Source organism: Paenibacillus sp. GCM10012306 (genome assembly GCF_042649265.1).
Taxonomy (GTDB): Bacteria; Bacillota; Bacilli; order Paenibacillales; family Paenibacillaceae; genus Paenibacillus_AQ.
In genome coordinates this window covers 13,786-34,331 of the sequence record NZ_JBHRYW010000012.1, presented here as the reverse complement: position 1 = coordinate 34,331, position 20,546 = coordinate 13,786, and the positions used below count along the sequence as shown (strand labels likewise).

Sequence of the window (20,546 nt, the reverse complement as noted above, 5' to 3'; positions counted from 1 at the left end):
ACTCTTACCTATTATTTTAGAAAAAGAGTTTGAAGATCAGTCCCGCCAGCACTGCGCTGATTGGAATCGTAATAAACCAGGTAATGACGATCCGTCCGGCTACGCCCCATTTTACAGCAGAGAAGCGCTTAGCCGATCCAACCCCGAGAATTGCCGAGGTAATGGCGTGAGTCGTACTTACAGGCAAATGCAGCAATGTTGCCGAGAAAATAACCGAAGCTGCCGAGATATCAGCCGCGAAGCCGTTAATCGGTTCGATTTTGAAAATCTTCGAGCCCATCGTCTTGATAATCTTCCAGCCGCCCACAGAGGTTCCGAGCGCCATCGCAGTTGCTGCAGCGATTTTAACCCAGAGTGGCACTTCCATGGAGTCCAGATGACCTGAGGTCACTAGGGCAAAAGTAATAATTCCCATCGCCTTCTGCGCATCATTCGTACCGTGGGTAAAGGACTGCAGCGCGGCCGTAATAATCTGCATCGTCCGGAAGCCTTTGTTGACGGTATGCGGACTGCGTTTCGCGAAGATCCACTTGAGGATCGTCATTACAATATAACCGATCACAAAAGCAATCAGTGGCGAGAAGATAAGGCCTTCCACGATTTCGATAAAACCGTTCCATTTGATATGATCCGAACCGGCTCCAATGTACACTGCCCCAGCCAAAGCACCGATCAGCGCATGGGACGAGGAGGACGGAATTCCGAACCACCAGGTTACCAAGTTCCAGATAATCGCGGCGATAAGTGTGGCAATAACGACCTGAATTCCGTTATCCAGCAGGGTAGGGTCCGTTATACTTCCGCCAATCTTCTTAGCGACACCGGTAAACATCAGTGCGCCGATGAAGTTCATAGAAGCTGCCAAAATGATCGCTGTACGCGGCGGGAGCGCCCGTGTTGATACAGAGGTAGCGATTGCGTTGGCCGTATCATGGAAACCGTTGATAAAGTCGAACGCAAGCGCGAGAAATACAACGATGCCAAGCACCAATAATGATGTATCCATATATTTGAAGGCCCCTTATTATGAGTTACGCATGATGATCGATTCCAGCTTGTTGGCGACGTCCTCGCATTTATCGGTCGTCGTCTCCAGCCGTTCGTACAGCTCTTTGCGCTTGATCAGCTCAATCGGGTCCTTCACTTTTTCGAACAGGACTTTTGTGCAAGTACGCAGCACTTCATCACCCTGATTCTCGAGATCGTTCAGACGAATGGTATATTCACGGATTGCCAGCAATTTCTTCTGGGACAGAAGGTGAACCGCTTTTTGAATTTCATAAGCGCTCTGACGGAGAATCTCTGCAAATTGAATAATGTATTCGTCCGGGTCAAGCAGGTTATACATATAGAAACGTGAGGCTGAAGCTTCCAGGCCGTCAATGACATCGTCCATGCTCGTGATCAGGTCCATAATGTCGTCGCGTTCTAGAGGCGTAATGAACGTTTTGTTCAATTCTTTGATAACGGTGTGCGTGTAAGTATCACACTGGGATTCGTATTTCTTCATCTCTGCGGCAAAGCTCTCCACGTTATTCTGAAGATTAGCAATATTTTGAGCAAAATAATCCGCAGCTTGGACAATGGTATCCGCCATATTTTCCAGCGTCTCAAAGAATATGTCCTTTTTTCTCAACTTCATCATTTTAAACCCCTTTACATAAAATAACGGTCTAAACGCGAAGTCATCCAAATGAAAGAGCATGAAAATGAATGACAACTCTGTTATCTTAACATAACGGTGGAAGGGATAGAAGTAAAAGTCGACAACTTTTTTACAGTATGATAACAAATTCGACGAATAGATATAATATTTCTACATTCGCGGAAATAATGGGACATACTGGATTGGAAAACTGCCATTTTAAGCGTTTTACCAGCTGCCAACACTTTCCTGCCTAATAACTGGGGCATACCCTTACTGTTCGCCTGTATGATTCAACTTATTCCCTAGGTTGTTTTTTCCGCCCCCGGATAAACAATGTGACTGCTGAATGACGGTGCATTGGGCACAATCAAAATATGCGTGACACCCGGATACATCCCTGCTTCTTTTCCATCCTTCACAAAACGAATAATATCACCGGGCCTCCGCGTCCAGCGTCCTTGAATGACTTCTCCGCGCTGGAACAGCAGCGCCTCTCCTCCGAGCTCCACATCAACATGGAGCCTGCCGACATCATCCAGCACCTTATGGTCACTTCCCATTACGACAATATTCGCGGCTTCCACTGGTTGATCATTATTGAGATCCAAATGTGGCTTACCGTTCACCGATCTTTGGTAGGTCCCACGCTCAGTATTATATTTATACCCGACATCATAGCTCTTCAATAGAAAATTCACGCTGAATTCAGGTGCGGCTTTCCCTCCGGTTGGTACGGCATCAGGATTGTTGAAAAGATAACCGGGTACTGGCGTATCCTGCGCATATCCTAGCTTCTCCGACCCTTCCCTAAGCTTTGCTGTGTTGCTGTACAGGTTATGCGGCGCTTTGCGCTCCTTGTCCCGCCAGAAATAGGCCCCGGCCCGGCCGATCTCATCGAGATCTTCCTTCTTCTGTCTCTGCAGAATGGCATAAGCGTCTGGGCTACCTCCCGCATGCACGGTCACTCCCCCGTGGCTTTCGCCGATATCAATAAGATAAGGGCGGATGCTGCGAATCGGACCGATTTTGACAACACCAGTATGACTCTGAAACACACCAATCAAGCGGGTAATCCCCCCCTCAGCCAGCACTTCATATAAAATATCCGCTTCGCTTACCCCCGATTGTGGACGGGCGGCTGGCGCATTGTTGATCATTATGGATAAAGGCCGCGGCAGCACGGTTTCCTCCGGGACTTGTAGTCCCGTCAAGCCGGATATAGGCCCACCGGCAGGCACCGGGGATGGCGAAGGCTCAATGGACACCGTCGGCTCGGGGACCGACTCATTGGTTGCTACCGGCTGATTCAGTGCAGTCTCGGTTCCACAAGCAGACAACAGCCCCCCGGCAAGAAGAAGGCTGCACAGCAAACGGGAAGAAGCACGGTTCAATATCATAAGCGGGAAATTCCTCTCTTTCAAGCGTTTCTTCCATTTAATCACAGCTAGTCCATTTTGTCTTGGTTTCGCTTGGATTTAAAAAATATTCAAAAAGGGTGCACCCGGTAAAATCCGGCTGCACCCTATATTCATTATCCTCAAGGTCTCATATTCAGTTCTAGTCCAGCATCCAGCAATTCAGGCTAAGGGTCCCGTATTGATAAGCCTGGATCATTAGCTGTGCCTGTCTGCCCTCATCCGCGGCGCCCATAACATAGAAGAGAGGCACAAAATGCTCTTTTCCATAAGTGGGAACAGCTTCTCGGGCATGCGGTGCTTTCTTCTCATAGGCGAACAGCTCAGGAAGATTCCAGGACTGAAGGCCTTTACCAACCCAAGCGTCAAATTCCTGTGCCCATGCTTCGGGCTGATCATCTTCTCTCAGCAGTCTCAGGTTATGCACCAATCCGCCACTGCCGATAATGAGCACGCCCTGTTCTCGCAGCGGGGCCAGCATGCGCCCAATGTTGTATTGCTCCTTAGGGGAGCGCAAAGAGTCTACCGATAACGCAACAACAGGTACGTCTGCCTGCGGGAATAGCTTCTTCAGGATCACCCATACGCCATGATCCAGTCCACGGCCAAGCACCGGCTGATGCGGCAGGTTCTCTGCCTTGAACAGCTCCGAAATCTCACGGCTCAGCTCAGGATCGCCCGGAGCCGGATAGGTCAGCGAGTACATCTCCTCAGGAAATCCGTAGAAGTCGTGTTTCGCCTCATGTTGAACGTCCACAGTCAAGAGCTGCTCCGGACTATCCCAGTGCGCTGAGAAGACTACAATAGCACGGGGTTTTTCTAAATCACGGCCGAGTCGCTCCAGAAACCGGGTATATTCGTTATCCTCCTGGGCAAGCAACGGGGAACCATGCGCGATAAAAAATGCGGGTAATTTCATAGGATGCCAACCTCCTAACCCAGTATATGGCCTGCATCTTTATTTTACCCCTTCTTCCCCTATTTGGCGAGTAGAGGACAGCTTTCTATATCATCCAGTTCTGCCATTCCTCCTGCAGATGCTCCTGCTCGTTCATCCACTCCCGTGTCCGCTTAAGCAATTGCTCCTGCGCCGGACCGGAGGAGAAGGTATGATCTCCCTGAAAAATAATTTCTTTATCGCAGCGGCCTTCCGGCCGAGTCCAGAACAGCTTTTGGTAAAGAAAGGCGTAGTCCACCGGAATAACATCATCTGAGGTCCCGTGAACGACCAACACATCACCGCTAAATTTTCCAGCCTCCTGGAACGGTTGGAAAGCAGCCAAAGAGTTAAAATACACAGGGGTGAACGAATATCCAGCATGATCCGCTGAACCCTTCTTGACCGCCTGATCATAGGCATCCCGGCCGACAATCTTCACGATATCATTGAATGGATAACCCACTGCCGCCCACAAGACCAAATTCTTCACCCGACGATCACGAATCCCGGTCAGCAGCGCAACGGCTCCGCCAAGACTATGTCCAATCAGCGTCACCCGCTGCGGATCTACATCGCAGGAGCTGATACCATAATCCAATACCGCACGGGTCTGGGCGATCATGGATTCCATATCCTCGCTGCCGTAATTCCCACTGCTCTCACCGCAGCCTGCATAGTCAAAACGAATGACCAAGTAACCATCCTGAGCCAGCTCACGAGCAGCTTTTACAAAAATCCGGTCCACCCCAATCCGGTTGCCTACAAATCCATGGCAAATCACTGCCAGAGGAACCCGATCCTTGCAGCGCCCGGTGGTAGTCCCTTTTTCTTTTGTTGGATAATGAATGCTAGCGGTCAGTTCCTCCCCGTTATGCCGGATTACAATTGCGCGTTCCATTGCCATGTCCTCCTTCTAAAATCTATACCTGCATTTGATATATTTTGTAATTCCGATTGAATTAGTATGAATTATATTCTTATTATACGGTATCCATAATTATTGTCAATAGAAAAGGAAAAGACCTCTTTTGTTCACCGGGAACAAAAGAGGCCACAGTGGCTTAAAAGGGCCCGTCATTCATAGCTGTTGTGGAACATGTCATGTGTTTCTTGTCTGCCTTCCCAATCCTTCATCCAGTTCTCCTCGGACGTATCGGTGGCAGCATCCCAGAGACTGAAGCCATCGGAGCCGCCCCAATCAACCATGCTATGAGTCGGTTCAGGCTCAAAGCCATCGCCCATGAATCTATTCTGCTCCTTCTGATCACCATGTCCCATAACCTTCGCCTGCCCTTCCAAGTGCTGTATTTGTTCAAGCCATTACCTTATCAGTGTTCACGCTTTGATAAGGATTATGCATCACGGGCTGAAATGCATTTCCTTGCACTTACCGGCTCGTCAAACGTATACTTTAGGCTAAGGTACTCATGATTTACGATACTGGAGGTAATATCCAACCCATGAAAGTCAAAGATATGATTAAGGAAAACAACGCACTTCGCGAGCAGATGACACCGTTCAACCGCTCGTATTTTGAGGATATGATTCTCGCGATGCGGGCCAGCCGGGTTGATGCTCTTCGTACGGAGGAACTACTCCTGGAAGCGGCCAAGCTGCTGCTTCAGGAACAAGGCAAGGGGAAGAACGCTAAACAAGTTTTCGGAGAGCATCCGGAAGACTATTTCAGAGAAATCGTGGAAAGTGTACCTGAGGCTCCTGCCAGAAGCAAGCTGAGTTACTACCTGATGATTCCATGGGCGGCCCTGACCTCCCTTTTCGGTGTATTAGGCGCATTCGGTCTGTTGTTTCAATGGACTACCGGCTCAGCAGGTATATTCAGCCAGATCAGCCTCTTCACCCTCATTGCCGTGGGCATTGGCTCCATTGTCGTCATTGAATTGTTTCTGAAGTGGATGTCTGCCTTGTCTGACAGCGACACTCCGCAGGCAAAGGGTTTTGACCTCAAGGGACTGGGTATTTATATTGCTATAGCAGCTATAGTGATATTTGTTGGAATGTACCTGGATACGCTGCTGCCCGTCTTCACGATCTCCCCTTGGGTTAGTCTGATTATTTTCGCTGTCGGGGCGATCGGCCTGAAAGTGCTGTTCTTGAAAAAATAAGTCTCTTACTCCATTCCAAACAGACAGGAGGAAGCACATATGAACAAGAAGCCCTACTTATTAGCAGCCGTTCTTGCGATTACCATCGGTGTACAAGCTGTACCTGCCGAATCTACATATGCAGCAGGGAGTGGATCAAGCACTCAAGAAAATACCAGCAAGACTTCCACAACAGGCGCAGACAACAGTCATTCGGAAGCAATATATAAGGCTGCCCAGCCTCTGCTCTCGTCGTCGTCCAAGCTTCCCCAGGCGATTAAATATTTGAACAGCAACTTGTATGCAGTGACTTCTTACCGGGCCACGATGATGACTTTGCAGCTTGAGAACCTGCACAAGGCCGCTCTTGGGGCATGGGAGAACAAATTTAGCAGAAGTGATGTGCAACGCCAGCTGGCTGCCGTATACAAACCTCAGGTCAGTATGGTCAAACTGGCAGAGAGTGTTAAGGACCCTGCCCTGCGAACGTTGCTGGAGACCGCTGGAGAGAGCGGCTATAAACTTGAGACGGCAGAAGGGACTTACTTCCCTGTAATTGATTATGGAGCCTACCGTAAATACAAAATATATGTCATGAAGGACATCAGTGATTACATCACGATGATGGCTGCTGAATCGGATCTGCCTTCCGCCAAGGATAACGGGCTGGTCATCGCTTGGACCGAGGTCGCTGCCCGTGCCCTGGCAGCCGAGCAGTTTACCCGAAGCTATCCGAAGTCGAACCGGATTACGGCGGCCAAGCAGTTGTACACGAAGTACACAGCCAGCACATTCTACGGCCTGAATAACACCCCCCTATTCCATTACGATAATCTCGAAATGGATTTGGAGGCACAGAAGGCCTATGCTAGTCTGTTATCAGCCAAGAACACGGATAACAGCCCCTTCTTGCAGAAGCTCGAAGGCTTCATGAAGCTGCTGAAAGAGAACGGCTATCTGCTCGACGACAAGGTAGAGCAGTACAGATCCAAGGAAGTCCCGCTGACTTAGCCATATAACTGTTACGCAGAGAGTCATTAATGACTTCCGTAGCCTGGGATCATGCAATGCAGACCTTCAGACAGCTATGCAACACGACAGCTAAACAGTAAGGCCCGTCCCACTATTGAACACAGTGGGACGGGCCTTTTTTATGATCATACAGCTCTCTGCCGTATCCAATTAAATTAACATATTGAACAAATTCATATCCTTATTGATTTCTGTGTAATCCATGCCCTTCTGCTGCATCCGTTCGATCAGCGGGGCATACGATTCCTTACTGGACAGCTCGATGCCAACCAGTGCAGGGCCGTTCTCCTTGTCATGCTTCTTGGTGTACTCAAAACGAGTGATATCATCTTCCGGACCCAGCACCTCTGCCAGGAATTCGCGAAGTGCACCGGCACGCTGCGGGAAATTCACCATGAAATAATGCTTCAGACCTTCATGGATCAGCGAGCGTTCCTTGATCTCCTGCATCCGATCAATATCATTATTGCCGCCACTGACGATACAGACCACCGTCTTGCCGCGGATTTGATCCCGATACTGATCAAGCGCCGCGATAGGCAGGGAGCCTGCTGGTTCCACAACAATAGCATTTTCATTATATAACTCCAGAATAGTCGTACAAGCCTTACCTTCAGGCACCATAACGACATCATCCAGAGAACGTGCACAGATATCGTACGTCAATCCACCTACACGTTTAACAGCCGCACCATCCACGAACTTGTTAATGTGATCCAAGGTCACCACTTTGCCCTGTTTAAAGGCTTCACTCATGGAAGCCGCGCCAAGTGGCTCAACGCCAATGACTTTCGTAGCAGGGCTAACCGTTTTGACATAGGTTGAGACGCCTGCAGCCAAGCCACCGCCGCCAATGGTCACGAAAATAAAGTCGGCAGGGTTGTCCAAGCTTTCCATAACCTCCATGCCAATTGTTCCGTTGCCGGCAATAATTCTCGGCTCGTCAAACGGATGAATCAGCGTCATACCGTAATCAATGCAGGCCTGCAACGCTTCATCATAGGCATCATCAAAGGTATCTCCCTTCAGAATGACCTCTACGAACTCCCCACCAAAGCGACGAACCTGCTTCACCTTCTGGCTTGGTGTAGTGCTCGGCATATAGACCTTGCCCTTGATTCCAAGCGCTTTGCAGGAATAAGCCACACCTTGGGCATGGTTGCCTGCACTGGCGCAGACAATCCCTTTCTCTCTGTCCTCTGGGGACAAACTGCGAATCATATTATAAGCCCCGCGTATTTTGAAAGAGCGGACAATTTGCAGATCCTCCCGCTTCAAGTACACTTCGCATTCATATTTGGCAGACAGTACCGCATCACGCTGCAACGGCGTACGAACAATGACCTCCCGCAGCACGTGGTGTGCTCGTACAATATCTTCCATCCCCAAGATCCGGTCTTCGTCTTCTCTCATGACTCTCCTCGCCTCACTGTCTCTGTCTAATCGTTTTGCTTCTTGTAACATACTATTCCCTCAGACTTTTTTCAAGGCCAGTTTTTCTTAGGTAGAAAATACAATAAGAGGTGTCCCGCAGTCATCCTTTCATGACTTTCGTGACACCTCTTGTTATTCGTTGCTGGACGCCAGCAGGGGCATCTCAGACATCACTCTTCCATTATTGCTTCAACATCCACTTCAGCAGCTCTGGCACGCTTGTCCAAAGGCGTGAATTCACGATGACATACTCAATCGCCTCATTGGCATCGCCTCTCCCAACATAGTCCGGGAGATTATGAGGCAGCCGCTTGGTGCCAAGCAGATATTCAGGCACATGCTTGTTCACATTGCGGGCAACACGATACAGCATTTTTAGCTGGGCAGTCAGTCCGTTCTTCTTGTACTCCAGCAACATACGGCCATAGGCATAGGAAGCAGCGGCATCATTTTTACCATATTGCTTAAGAAGCTGATCCGCCTTACCCAGCTTGTTGTTGTAGAGATAGGCTGCTACCAGCAAATAACGGGCGCCGGTGTTGTCGTCCGGGTTCAGCTCCAGCACGTGCTCCAGCGTGTTAATCGCTTCTTCAGTGTTTCCGCCGAACCAAGAAGAATCCGCGTAGCTCTTACAGATACGGATATAAGGCCGGGTCTCTACAAGACCCCAGAAATAACCTTTATTCTCCTTGAAGAAGTCTTCGCCCAGTTCGCGTGCTCCGGCATCCATCCCGGCTTTTAGAAAAGCACGCGCCTCTTCCTCATCCTCGGATTCCTCAGCGAGAACAAGATAAGCGTCAGCACTGTCAGGGTAAATTTCCAGAATCGTACGCGCAAGCTGAATCCGGCGTTTGGCCGATGGGGTTTCCATCACTTTTTGCAGCAGTGCATGTTCCTTCTCTTTCGGACTCCCCAGGCTGTTCAGTTCAGCCAATGTGTCAGGCGCTTCGCCCATACCGAACTCTTCGATATAATTCAGCATTTCCTTCACTTTACGTGAGATCGTTGCCGCAGTAACCTCATATTTAATCGCCAATTCCGCTTGGGTGAGAAGGAAGCCGTACTCTTCAGACAGCAGATATTCTATCGCTGCACAGAAGGAACCCATCTTCTTGACCGCAGGCTTGGTCTGACGAGAATAGCCGTTCCACAGGACAAGCGCCTCTTGAATAAGCTCCTTGTCGAATTCATTTCTCATGCTCTCTATGAGATGCAACCCCAATTGCTCATGGGACGGATGTTCCCACTTTAGGTCACGGGATACCATTTTTCTAAGCTTGGCCAGGGTAAGCTTGTTCTCCGGGCGCTTGGCGGGTTGTACTGTTGCCTCTTGATCCATTTCCGGGGCGACGGTTGCTGCTTCATGTGCCGCAGCTTCTTCCGTTGTTACCAGCCGCAGTATGGATTCAACCGCAGACGTCTCTTTGTTGAGACAGCACTTCTTATATTTTTTCCCGCTGCCGCACGGGCACAAGTCATTTCTTCCAACCTTACTCAAAACTAATTCCCCCTTAAATCTGTGACTGAATATACGCCATTCAGCGTAACTTCGGCATGCTCTGATACCTATCTTTCCCCGGTATGAACCATTTCTTATCATATGTTCTGAAAGATACGATTTCAAGTCATTGGCCTTAAGCCAGGTAATAAGTCCGCATGCTCTGATGTTTAAAAAGGCCTTTCCATGATCGGAAAGGCCTTTATCTGTATATATCCGCACATTTTCCCCCGTACGTGTTGTATTATAGCACTTCTTCTATCACTTGTCAGTCCTTTTTTAGGACTTATAGCGTAAAAAATGCTAGATACAGTCCTATTTCCTTAGAGGAGCGCCTTCATCGCAATGTCGCTGCGATTTTGCTTTCCGGGAAAATGTATCGCTTCGGCACGGGCATAAGCCGCTTCACGGGCCTCGCGAATATCCGCTCCCAGTCCTACGACGCCCAGGACACGTCCGCCATTCGTCAACCAGCTTCCATCCTCGCCACGAGCCGTTCCGGCATGGAAGACCAGCCCTTTCCCGTCCTCTTCCAAACCAGAGATCACTTCGCCCTTCGGATAAGAGCCCGGGTAGCCACCTGAAGCCAGCACTACGCACACAGCCGCTTCCTCGCTCCACTCAATCTCTATGTCTGCCAGACGGCCTTCCACCACGGCCAAAAAGATTTCGAGCAAATCACTCTTTAGTCTTGGCAGAACCACCTGGGTCTCTGGATCGCCAAAACGAGCATTGAACTCAATCGTCTTCGGCTTGCCATCCGGCGAAATCATCAGCCCTGCGAACAGCACCCCAGTGAAGGAACGCCCTTCCGCTACCATGGCTTTGGCCGTAGGCTCAATGATTGTCTCCACAGCTTCGCGGATAATGGCTTCGTCAATATGCGGCAGCGGGGAATAGGTCCCCATACCACCCGTATTAGGACCTTTGTCACCGTCGAATACTGGCTTGTGGTCCTGAGCCGCAGCCATTGGCCGCACCGTCTCTCCATCCACAAAGGCCAGAATTGACATCTCTTGCCCAGCCAGGAATTCCTCGATGACAACCTGTGCTCCCGCTTCGCCAAATACTTTGCTGACCATAATATCTGCCAGCGCCTTATCCGCTTCTTCTCTGGAGTAGGCTACAGTCACACCTTTGCCCGCTGCCAGACCGTCCGCCTTGATAACAATCGGCAGTGGCTGCTCTTGCAGATAAGCAGAAGCTGCTTCATAATTATCAAATTTTGCATAAGCCGCTGTCGGAATATTGTACTTTTGCAGCAGATCCTTCATGAAGGTTTTGCTGCCTTCAATTTCCGCCGCATTACGGCGCGGACCGAAGACTGGGATGCCTTCTGCTTCAAAAGCGTCGACAATCCCGCCAGCCAGCGGATCATCCGGTCCGATGACAACCAGACCGATCTCCCGCTCCTTCGCAAAAGCCGTCAGCTGGTCGAACTCAAATACACCGATCGGCACGCATTCCGCCAACTGCGCAATCCCGGCGTTGCCGGGTGCACAGTAGATTTTTCCGACGCGCGGGCTCTTGGACAGGCTCCATATAATCGCATGCTCACGGCCGCCGCCGCCAACCACTAAAATATCCATAACAATGAAATCCTCCCAAGCCAGCTCTAGTGTTTGAAGTGACGTACGCCGGTGAAGACCATAGCGATGCCATACTCATTGGCAACCTTGATGGACTCTTCGTCCTTGATGGAGCCGCCCGGCTGAATAACCGCCGTAATTCCTGCTTTTGCTGCGATTTCCAGGGTATCTCCCATTGGGAAAAAGGCATCGGAAGCCAAAATAGCGCCTTTGGCTTTCTCTCCAGCTTGCTCAATCGCGATCTTCGCTGCGCCAACACGGTTCATTTGACCTGCGCCTACGCCGACCGTCATATCATCAGCCGCCAGCACGATGGCGTTGGATTTCACATGCTTAACGACTTTCCAGCCGAACAGCAATTGCTTCAGTTCTTCTTCTGTAGGCTTGCGATCCGTAACGATTTGCAGATCATCCGGGTTAATGGAGTGCACGTCGCTCTCTTGAACCACCATACCACCGTCAATGGAGGTCACCACAAAGCTGCTCTTGCGCGCAGCTGCCGCACTGAGATTGCCGATTTTAAGCAGGCGGATATTCTTCTTCTTGGTCAGAATTTCGAGCGCTTCATCCGTGAAGCCCGGCGCCAAAATAATCTCCAGGAAGATATCCTTCAGCAGATTCGCTGTATCCGCATCAATGATCCGGTTAGCAGCAACAATCCCGCCAAAAATGGAGGTCGGATCAGCGTTGTAGGCTTTTTGATAAGCCTCATATACGCTCTCCCCTACGCCCACTCCGCAAGGGTTCATATGCTTAACCGCCACGACAGCCGGCTCTTCAAATTCCTTGACGATTTGCAGGGCAGCGTTGGCATCGTTGATGTTATTGTAGGACAGCTCTTTGCCGTGCAGTTGCTCGGCCGCTGTCAGCGTATCCAGCGGAGCCAATGGCTTGCGGTAGAAAGCAGCCTTCTGATGCGGATTCTCGCCATAACGCAGATCCTGGATCTTCTCGTAAGTTACCGTGTAGCGCTCCGGCAGCGGATCACCGGTTACATTTGACAAATAATCGGAAATCAGGGCATCATAAGCCGCCGTATGACGGAACACTTTTGCCGCAAGACGTTTGCGAGTCTCGAGCGTCGTATCTCCACCTGCACGAACCTCTTCAAGCACGGCTGCGTAGTCACTGGCATCCACAACCACACTCACAAAAGCATGGTTCTTCGCCGCAGAACGCAGCATCGTTGGTCCGCCGATATCAATGTTCTCGATTGCATCTTCATAAGTAACATCCGGCTTGGCAATCGTCTCCGCGAACGGATACAGATTGACCACGACGAGGTCGATGTAATCCAGACCAAGCTCACGCATTTGCCGTGTGTGCTCTTCATTGTCACGAACAGCTAGCAAGCCGCTGTGTACAGCTGGATGAAGTGTTTTGACACGTCCGTCCATAATTTCGGGGAACCCTGTCACATCGGAGATGCCGATGACCGGCACACCTTCTTTAGCCAGAAGTGTGCTAGTTCCACCTGTGGAGATGATTTCTACGCCCAATGCAGACAACTCGCGGCAAAAATCCACGATACCCTGTTTATCCGATACGCTAACCAGCGCTCTTTTGATACTCACTTTGAATAGTCCTCCTCCGGATGTTCCGTGCAATTTATAAAGCCGTAATAGCCAAGATAAACTAAAAAATAAGGGACCTCAATCTAAACGAAGTGAATCTGAATACCTGAGAATAGCTGTCTTGATGGAAAATGTTAAGCTGCCGGTTTATTGCTGCACTAGCGGCCCACTAGAATCTGCCCCCTGCCAATTAACAGGATTTCTTCCTGTTAATTTAGCCATTCACACCTTTTTGAACAATTTATCGGGAAAATATCCTGTTATTTCGTCCGATTTCATCAAAACCTGTCCAAACAGGCCGATTAACTGGAGTTTTTCCATTTAAATCGTCCAAAGCACGGAAATGAGGCACATTAACGGGAGAAATTCCTGTTAAACCATCGGCCTACATCCCTCACCATGCGACATCACTCGCAGTTTGTGCAATATTTCCCGAGAAATATCATACAATGCCGGTGTAAGCTCGATATGTTGCTTGGTGTCGTAATTTCAGGTTGAGCTAAGGGTTTGCATAATGGAGTAATCGGCGGTGCGGGAATGTTCCCATTTCTTCACTGTTGTCTCCAAATTCCTATCAATTATGTCGCTACTCGCCAACCCTTTTTCCACTATGTTACTTTCCAGTTCAACCTAAGTAGCAACTACTACATGCCTAAGCAACTCACTTTTCGCGGACCGTTACTTTTCTGCCCAACAGTTCAATTCGACCATCGGCAAAAGCACCGACCACATCGGCATACAATCCGTGTTCTACCTGATGAATCCGCTCAGCGAGCGTCTCGGCCGTATCGTTATCCTCCACAGCGACCGTTCGCTGGGCAATAACCGGGCCTGTATCCATGCCACCATCGACAAAATGCACCGTCACACCTGTCAGCTTTACACCATAATCCAGTGCCTGACCAATCGCATTTATTCCGGCAAATGACGGCAACAGCGAAGGATGAATATTGATAATCCGCTCTGCGTATGGCGTAAGCAGAACGGGTGTAATAAGCCGCATATATCCGGCCAGCACAATCAGCCCGATATCCCGGCGCTGAAGTTCGGCCACAATTTCTGCTTCATATAGCTCCCGGCTGGCAAAATCCTTCGGACGAAGCAGCAGTGTCGGAATACCCGCCTCCTCTGCCCGCTGTGCCGCCCCTGATTCCGGCTTGTCGGAGACAAGCAGTTCAATACTCCCTGCCCCCAGTTTGCCTGCCTTTTGTGCTTCAGCCAGCGCAGCAAAGTTGCTGCCCTGACCTGAAGCAAACACGGCGATCCGGTTCAATTGCATTATACTTCAGCCCCCGTAAAGGTAACGATGCGCTCACCTTCGGTCACAGTACCGATAATATAAGCCTCTTCGCCGCTTGCTTTGAGCAACTCAAGTGCCCGCTCGCCATTCGCAGAGTCAACGACCAGAACCAGACCAATGCCCATGTTAAATGTGGTGAACATATCGCGATTGGTTACGTCGCCTTTGCTTTGCAGCAGGTTAAAGATTGGCAGAATCGGCCACGAACCGTAGTTGATCTCCACATTCACACCGTCCGGCAGCACACGCGGAATGTTCTCGATGAATCCACCGCCAGTAATATGCGCCATCCCTTTCACTGGAAGCTGCTCGAGCAGCGACAACAAAGGCTTCACATAGATTTTGGTCGGTGCCAGCAACACATCTACAAGCGGTGCTCCCAGCTCATCAACTGTCTCATTCAGAGCATATCCGTCTTCTTCCAACAAAAGCTTGCGTACGAGTGAAAAGCCGTTGCTGTGCACTCCGCTCGAAGCTAGTCCAATAACTGTATCCCCTGGTGCAATGGTTGCTCCGGTAACCAGTTTGGCTTTGTCGGCAATACCAACTGTAAAGCCTGCGATATCGTACTCGCCAGCCGAGTACATGCCTGGCATTTCCGCTGTCTCGCCGCCAATCAGGGCACAGCCTGCTTGATGACAGCCCTCTGCGATACCTGCCACGATAGCTTCAATCTTCTCCGGCACTACTTTGTCGCAGGCTAGATAATCGAGGAAGAACAGTGGCTCTGCGCCTTGTACCACAATATCGTTCACACACATGGCCACTGCATCAATGCCAATGGTGTCATGGCGATCCGCCGCGAACGCGATTTTCAGCTTCGTGCCTACGCCATCTGTTCCCGAGACCAGCACAGGCTCCTCATATTTATCCTTATTGAGGCCGAAAAGCGCGCCAAATCCGCCCAGCTCAGTCATGACCTCGGGACGGAACGTGCGTTTTACGTGCTTTTTCATGCGTTCTACCGCTTCATTGCCAGCCGCAATATCCACTCCGGCGTTCTTGTAAGCTTCCGACACTATTGGACACCTCATCTTTATAGTTTAGTGTGCGTTTGCGGGGCGGCAGGGAAGGAGGTGGTTTTCAGACGTCATTACGATGAATGTTTGGACTTCCGATCGCTGTTATGATTGGATTTCCTGATTTAAACCGCTATCCTCGGTAGAAATCCAATCATAAAGGCGAACGCTACGCTTCTACAGCTCCAAAATTCCTCTCCATGACTTCCAAACCACCATACAACCCTGCCGCAAGCCGCAGTACGCACCTTGCACAGCAGCAAGGGTTCGGTGCTTTGGCCAAGCCAAGCACCTCACTAGGCGAGAAAAGCGCAAGCCGCATTTGCGCAGCAAACAGGGGCTAGCTTTTCTCGCCAGTCGGCGCTTGGAACGAAGCCAAGCGCCAGCCGTTGCCCGGCGTGCAGCATGCCGCCAGGGGGCGGAACGCCGTAGAGCTTGTCCCGTATTTGCCGGAGGCAAACAGGGACAATGCGGGCAGCCGCACCCCAGCACCCTTAGCAAGTTAAAACCAAACACCTACCGCCAAGCTTTCGGGTGGCCGGAGGGCAGCGCCCTCCGGGGTCCCCCTTAGCAAGGGGGATTTAGGGGGATGGACAACCCTAGCAGGAGCACCCATCCTTCTCTTCCCCACCGAAATCCACCTGCGTTGGGTAATCATTATCGAAGCAAGACAGGCAAAGCCCGCCTTTATAGTCATTACTGTTATATCCGCCGATAGAACTGATCAGCCCTTCTGGTGAGAGGAACGCGAGGGAATCCGCGTTAATCTCCTCACACATTTCCTCAATCGTCTTATACGACGCGATGAGCTCTCGGCGGTCAGGCGTATCAATGCCGTAGAAGCAAGGATTCTTGAATGGCGGCGAAGTAATCCGCACGTGTACTTCAACCGCTCCGGCTTCGCGCAGCAGATTGACGATACGGCGCGAGGTCGTACCGCGCACGATGGAATCGTCGATCATGACGACTCTCTGGCCTTCTACGACACGGCGTACGGCGCTTAGCTTCATCTTGACGCCTTGCTCACGCAATTCCTGACTCGGCTGGATGAACGTGCGGCCAGTATACTTGTTCTTGATCAGTCCAAGTTCATACGGGATCCCCGTCTGCTCGGCATAGCCAATAGCTGCTGAGATACTGGAATCCGGCACGCCGGTGACGATATCCGCATCGACGAAAGCTTCCAGCGCCATCCGACTGCCCATCCGCTTACGGGCGGCGTGCAGGTTCGAGCCGTTCAGATCGCTATCTGGGCGCGCAAAGTAAATGTACTCCATCGCGCACAATGCCTTACGCTTCGGCTCAGTGAAGCGATCTTCGCGGAGACCGTCTTTATCAAGTACGAGCAGTTCTCCCGGCTCAATATCACGTACGAACTCTGCACCAATGGTTTCCAGGGCACAGGATTCAGAAGCGAACACATAAGCTTCACCAACACGTCCCATGACCAGCGGACGCAAGCCGTGCGAATCGGAAGCCACCAAGAGCTTGTCATTGGTCATCAGTAGAAAAGCAAACCCACCGACAAGTTGCTCCAAAGCATCCTTAGCCGCTTCGACAAAATCCTTCGGCGAACGCGCAATCAAATGTGCTAGCACTTCTGTATCGCTTGTGGTCTGGAAGATCGAGCCGCTTTGCTCCAACTGACGCCGAATTAATGGCTCATTCACAATGTTACCGTTCGTAGCAATCGCCAGATCACCATCACGGTACTTGAACACAAGCGGCTGCGCGTTGGTCAATCGGCTGTCGCCGCTGGTGGAATAACGGACATGCCCGATGGACATGTCGCCGACCAGTGAGGCAATTCTGTCCTTATCAAATACTTCCTTAACCAGCCCCATGCCGCGGTGGTAGTTAAAATCGCGTCCATCTGCCACGCAGATACCTGCGCTCTCTTCCCCACGGTGCTGCAAGGCATGCAGACCGTAATAGGACATGGATGCGGCTTCCGGGTGTCCGAAGACCCCGAACACACCGCATTCTTCTTTTAACGTATCAAAAATATCTCCCGAGCCCGTTCCTTCATTGTAAAAGTCGCCGGTCCACAGAATAGGTTCCGTCTGCTCTTTCCCGGTCTTTATTTCATAAGACATGGAATGGCATCCTCCCAAACGGACTTCAGCGCAGATACCTGCTCATCAAGCGCGGCTGCGTCGTCCAAGTTCACACGCAATCTGTCTCCGCCAACGGTTCCGATAACTTCCACAGGAACTCCAGCCGCAGCAATCGCAGCTTTCAGTTCTTCGGCCCGATCCGGTGCTGCTGTCAAAATAATCCGCGATTGGCTCTCACTGAACAACGCCACATCACGGCGAAGTCCATTCGCAGACAGGTTCACGTTGGCACCGATGCCACCGCTGATACAGCTCTCAGCCAGCGCCGCAGCCAAGCCACCTTCGGATAGGTCATGCGCTGAACGTACTAACCCGCCGCGAATAGCGCCAAGTACACCATCAAGCAGTTTCCGCTCAACCGCAAGATCCAGCTCCGGCGGACGGCCTTCAGTTACACCGTGCACCGCATATTGGAACTCACTACCGCCAAGCTCTGCTTTGGTCGTACCGAGCAGCAAGATCGCATCGCCTTCCTGCTTGAACGCTTGAGTCGTAATATGGTCAGTATCGCTAACGAGACCCACCATACCAACAACAGGTGTCGGATAGATCGCACCGGAAGCATTTTCGTTGTACAAGCTGACGTTTCCGCCGATAACTGGCGTATCCAGCACACGGCAAGCTTCAGCCATACCATCAACCGCACGTTCCATTTGCCAGAAAATATCCGGTTTCTCGGGACTACCAAAGTTCAAGTTGTCTGTAATCGCCAGCGGCTCCGCCCCAGAGCAGACAATGTTACGTGCTGCTTCGCTGACAGCAATCCGTCCGCCTACTTCAGGATCCAGATAGACATAACGACCGTTACAGTCCGTTGTCATCGCCAGACCTTTGCGTGTTCCTTGAATCGTAACTACTGCCGCATCCGAACCCGGACGAACCGCAGTGCTAGTCCGTACCATGTAGTCGTATTGGTTGTAAACCCAAGCTTTGCTTGCTACAGTTGGCGATCCCAGCACCTTGCGCAGTGCACCACCAAGATCAGTCACTTCTTCATAACGCAATGTATCTACAGAAGCATTCTCTTCATAATAAGCAGGAACTGCAGACGGCTTGTCATACACCGGGCACTCATCTACTAGCGCCGTTACCGGCATATCGCCAACCACTTCGCCGTGATGGAACAGCTTCAGTCGTCCATCATCCGTAACCTTACCTACTTTGCGGCAGATTACGCCCCAACGGTCAAAAATCTCCTGGGCCTGCGCCTCATCCTTAGGTTCAACTACAAACAGCATCCGCTCTTGGGATTCGGACAGCATCATTTCATAAGGCGTCATGCCTTCCTCGCGCTGTGGCACCTGATCCAAGTACAATTCCAGTCCATTGCCCGCTTTACTTGCCATTTCCGCACTAGAGCAGGTCAGACCGGCCGCACCCATATCCTGAATACCGAGCACAATGCCGCTGTCGATCAGCTCCAGACAGGATTCCATAACCAGCTTCTCCATGAACGGATCGCCTACTTGTACGGCTGTACGTTTAGCTTCGGATTCCTCACTCAGTTCGACGGAAGCGAAGGTTGCACCATGAATGCCATCCCGACCTGTAGGAGGACCTACATAAAAGACAGGGTTGCCCACACCTTTAGCGACACCGCGCTGGATTTTATCATGATCGATCAAGCCCACACACATCGCATTGACGAGTGGATTGCCATCGTAGCTGTCGTCGAACATAATTTCGCCGCCGACAGTCGGAATGCCGATACAGTTACCATAGCCTGCAATTCCGGATACTACATGCTCGAACAAATACTTTACCCGGTCACTTTCAAGCTTCCCGAAACGCAGGGAGTTCATTAGCGCCACCGGTCTTGCACCCATCGAGAAAATATCACGAATGATACCACCCACACCTGTTGCCGCGCCTTGGTAAGGTTCTACTGCCGAAGGGTGGTTGTGACTTTCGATTTTGAAAACAACCGCTTGATTGTCACCGATATCCACGATACCCGCGCCTTCGCCCGGTCCCATCAGGACACGTGGTCCAGTCACCGGAAAACGACGGAGCAGCGGTTTGGAGTTCTTGTACGCACAGTGCTCGGACCACATTACGCTGAATACACCGATTTCTGTGTAGTTCGGCAAACGGCCCATGAAGGACGTAATCAGCTCATACTCGCTGTCCGACACGCCGAATTGACTGTAAATTTTCTGCTCTTTGATCTGTTCTGCGGTCGGTTCCTTAGCGGATACTTGCTGCGCCATGACGATCCCTCCAGGTCTTCAAGATTGATGTGAACATCCGTTTACCGTCTTCCGAGCCAAGCAGGCTGTTGACTGCACGCTCAGGGTGAGGCATCATGCCAACCACGTTGCCTGCTATATTGCTAACACCTGCAATATCAGCCACGGAACCGTTAGGATTGTCGCTGTATGTGAATACGATCTGATCATTAGCTTTCAATTGCTCAAGTGTCTCTTCGTCACAGTAATAGTTGCCTTCGCCATGCGCGATAGGAACAACGATCTCTTCGCCTTCGGCATAATCCACGGTAAATGGTGTCCCATTGTTAACCACCTTAAGCACCGTATCATGACAGCGGAACTTCATCGACTCGTTGCGAAGCAGTGCGCCCGGCAATAGTCCAGCTTCAGTAAGAATCTGGAATCCATTGCAGATACCTAGGACGAATTTGCCTTGCTCTGCTGCTTTGGCCACTTCAGCCATTACAGGAGCAAATCTGGAAATAGCGCCGCAGCGCAGATAATCTCCATAGGAGAAGCCGCCTGGAACGAGAATACAATCATAGGCCGACAAGTCTGTCGCCGTATGCCACACATAATCAACTGGTTCGCCGAGGCCTTCTTCTACCGCTTTATAGCAGTCGATATCACAATTGGAGCCCGGAAAGACAAGTACCGCAAATTTCATG

Annotated in this window: 19 protein-coding genes; 4 read left to right on the top strand and 15 right to left on the bottom strand. The window is 50.8% G+C overall.

Going from position 1 to position 20,546, the window contains the following annotated elements; genetic code table 11:
• Positions 1 to 16: 16 nt before the first annotated feature.
• From ACFORK_RS22580 to ACFORK_RS22555, 6 genes are all read right to left on the bottom strand, one after another.
• On the bottom strand, positions 17 to 1,006 hold the full coding sequence (locus ACFORK_RS22580) for an inorganic phosphate transporter (protein ID WP_379203267.1): 990 nt from the start codon (positions 1,004 to 1,006) through the stop codon (positions 17 to 19).
• A gap of 18 nt (positions 1,007 to 1,024) precedes the next feature.
• Positions 1,025 to 1,642, bottom strand: a complete 618-nt coding sequence (locus ACFORK_RS22575) for a DUF47 domain-containing protein (RefSeq protein WP_379203265.1) — start codon at positions 1,640 to 1,642, stop codon at positions 1,025 to 1,027.
• 308 nt (positions 1,643 to 1,950) lie between these two features.
• Positions 1,951 to 3,045, bottom strand: a complete 1,095-nt coding sequence (locus ACFORK_RS22570; protein ID WP_379203263.1) for a DUF3048 domain-containing protein — start codon at positions 3,043 to 3,045, stop codon at positions 1,951 to 1,953.
• 160 nt (positions 3,046 to 3,205) lie between these two features.
• The gene (locus ACFORK_RS22565) at positions 3,206 to 3,982 is read right to left on the bottom strand and encodes a DODA-type extradiol aromatic ring-opening family dioxygenase (RefSeq protein WP_379203261.1); all 777 of its coding nucleotides are present in this window, start codon (positions 3,980 to 3,982) and stop codon (positions 3,206 to 3,208) included.
• Between the two features lie 85 nt (positions 3,983 to 4,067).
• Positions 4,068 to 4,901 carry an alpha/beta hydrolase family protein gene (locus tag ACFORK_RS22560; RefSeq protein ID WP_379203259.1) on the bottom strand — a complete coding sequence of 278 codons (834 nt, stop codon included), beginning with the start codon at positions 4,899 to 4,901 and terminating at the stop codon, positions 4,068 to 4,070.
• A 176-nt stretch (positions 4,902 to 5,077) separates the two neighbouring features.
• Positions 5,078 to 5,281 carry a hypothetical protein gene (locus ACFORK_RS22555; RefSeq protein ID WP_379203257.1) on the bottom strand — a complete coding sequence of 68 codons (204 nt, stop codon included), beginning with the start codon at positions 5,279 to 5,281 and terminating at the stop codon, positions 5,078 to 5,080.
• A gap of 182 nt (positions 5,282 to 5,463) precedes the next feature.
• Here ACFORK_RS22555 and ACFORK_RS22550 point away from each other — a divergent pair, with 182 nt between their 5' ends.
• Both ACFORK_RS22550 and ACFORK_RS22545 read left to right on the top strand, forming a co-directional pair.
• Positions 5,464 to 6,126, top strand: coding sequence for a DUF1129 family protein (locus ACFORK_RS22550; protein WP_379203255.1), 663 nt, complete (start codon positions 5,464 to 5,466; stop codon positions 6,124 to 6,126).
• A gap of 39 nt (positions 6,127 to 6,165) precedes the next feature.
• Positions 6,166 to 7,116 (top strand): hypothetical protein, encoded by a 951-nt coding sequence (locus tag ACFORK_RS22545; protein WP_379203253.1) that lies wholly within the window; start codon positions 6,166 to 6,168, stop codon positions 7,114 to 7,116.
• 171 nt (positions 7,117 to 7,287) lie between these two features.
• Here ACFORK_RS22545 and ilvA read toward each other — a convergent pair whose 3' ends face one another.
• The 6 genes from ilvA to purM form a co-directional block, all read right to left on the bottom strand.
• Positions 7,288 to 8,550, bottom strand: coding sequence for a threonine ammonia-lyase IlvA (gene ilvA / locus ACFORK_RS22540; RefSeq protein WP_379203251.1), 1,263 nt, complete (start codon positions 8,548 to 8,550; stop codon positions 7,288 to 7,290).
• 202 nt (positions 8,551 to 8,752) lie between these two features.
• On the bottom strand, positions 8,753 to 10,069 hold the full coding sequence (locus ACFORK_RS22535; RefSeq protein ID WP_379203249.1) for an SEC-C metal-binding domain-containing protein: 1,317 nt from the start codon (positions 10,067 to 10,069) through the stop codon (positions 8,753 to 8,755).
• Between the two features lie 323 nt (positions 10,070 to 10,392).
• Positions 10,393 to 11,658, bottom strand: a complete 1,266-nt coding sequence (gene purD / locus ACFORK_RS22530; protein WP_379203247.1) for a phosphoribosylamine--glycine ligase — start codon at positions 11,656 to 11,658, stop codon at positions 10,393 to 10,395.
• A gap of 26 nt (positions 11,659 to 11,684) precedes the next feature.
• Positions 11,685 to 13,232: a bifunctional phosphoribosylaminoimidazolecarboxamide formyltransferase/IMP cyclohydrolase gene (purH, locus tag ACFORK_RS22525; protein ID WP_379203245.1), complete on the bottom strand. Its 1,548-nt coding sequence runs from the start codon at positions 13,230 to 13,232 to the stop codon at positions 11,685 to 11,687.
• A gap of 661 nt (positions 13,233 to 13,893) precedes the next feature.
• Positions 13,894 to 14,511, bottom strand: coding sequence for a phosphoribosylglycinamide formyltransferase (gene purN, locus ACFORK_RS22520; protein WP_379203243.1), 618 nt, complete (start codon positions 14,509 to 14,511; stop codon positions 13,894 to 13,896).
• A complete protein-coding gene (gene purM, locus ACFORK_RS22515; protein WP_379203241.1) occupies positions 14,511 to 15,551 on the bottom strand; it encodes a phosphoribosylformylglycinamidine cyclo-ligase in 1,041 nt (346 codons plus the stop codon). Before purM ends, purN begins: the two co-directional genes overlap by 1 nt.
• A gap of 200 nt (positions 15,552 to 15,751) precedes the next feature.
• Here purM and ACFORK_RS22510 point away from each other — a divergent pair, with 200 nt between their 5' ends.
• Positions 15,752 to 15,895, top strand: coding sequence for a hypothetical protein (locus ACFORK_RS22510; RefSeq protein WP_379203239.1), 144 nt, complete (start codon positions 15,752 to 15,754; stop codon positions 15,893 to 15,895).
• Between the two features lie 20 nt (positions 15,896 to 15,915).
• Positions 15,916 to 16,122 (top strand): hypothetical protein, encoded by a 207-nt coding sequence (locus ACFORK_RS22505; protein WP_379203237.1) that lies wholly within the window; start codon positions 15,916 to 15,918, stop codon positions 16,120 to 16,122.
• Positions 16,123 to 16,150: 28 nt separating this feature from the next.
• Here ACFORK_RS22505 and purF read toward each other — a convergent pair whose 3' ends face one another.
• The 3 genes from purF to purQ are packed head-to-tail and all read right to left on the bottom strand — an operon-like array spanning position 16,151 to position 20,545.
• Positions 16,151 to 17,647, bottom strand: a complete 1,497-nt coding sequence (gene purF / locus ACFORK_RS22500; RefSeq protein ID WP_379203235.1) for an amidophosphoribosyltransferase — start codon at positions 17,645 to 17,647, stop codon at positions 16,151 to 16,153.
• Complete coding sequence (purL, locus tag ACFORK_RS22495; RefSeq protein ID WP_379203233.1) at positions 17,632 to 19,878, bottom strand: phosphoribosylformylglycinamidine synthase subunit PurL; 2,247 nt, start codon at positions 19,876 to 19,878, stop codon at positions 17,632 to 17,634. The genes purF and purL overlap by 16 nt, the downstream gene beginning before the upstream one ends.
• Positions 19,856 to 20,545, bottom strand: a complete 690-nt coding sequence (gene purQ / locus ACFORK_RS22490; protein ID WP_379203231.1) for a phosphoribosylformylglycinamidine synthase subunit PurQ — start codon at positions 20,543 to 20,545, stop codon at positions 19,856 to 19,858. Before purQ ends, purL begins: the two co-directional genes overlap by 23 nt.
• Position 20,546: the final 1 nt, after the last annotated feature.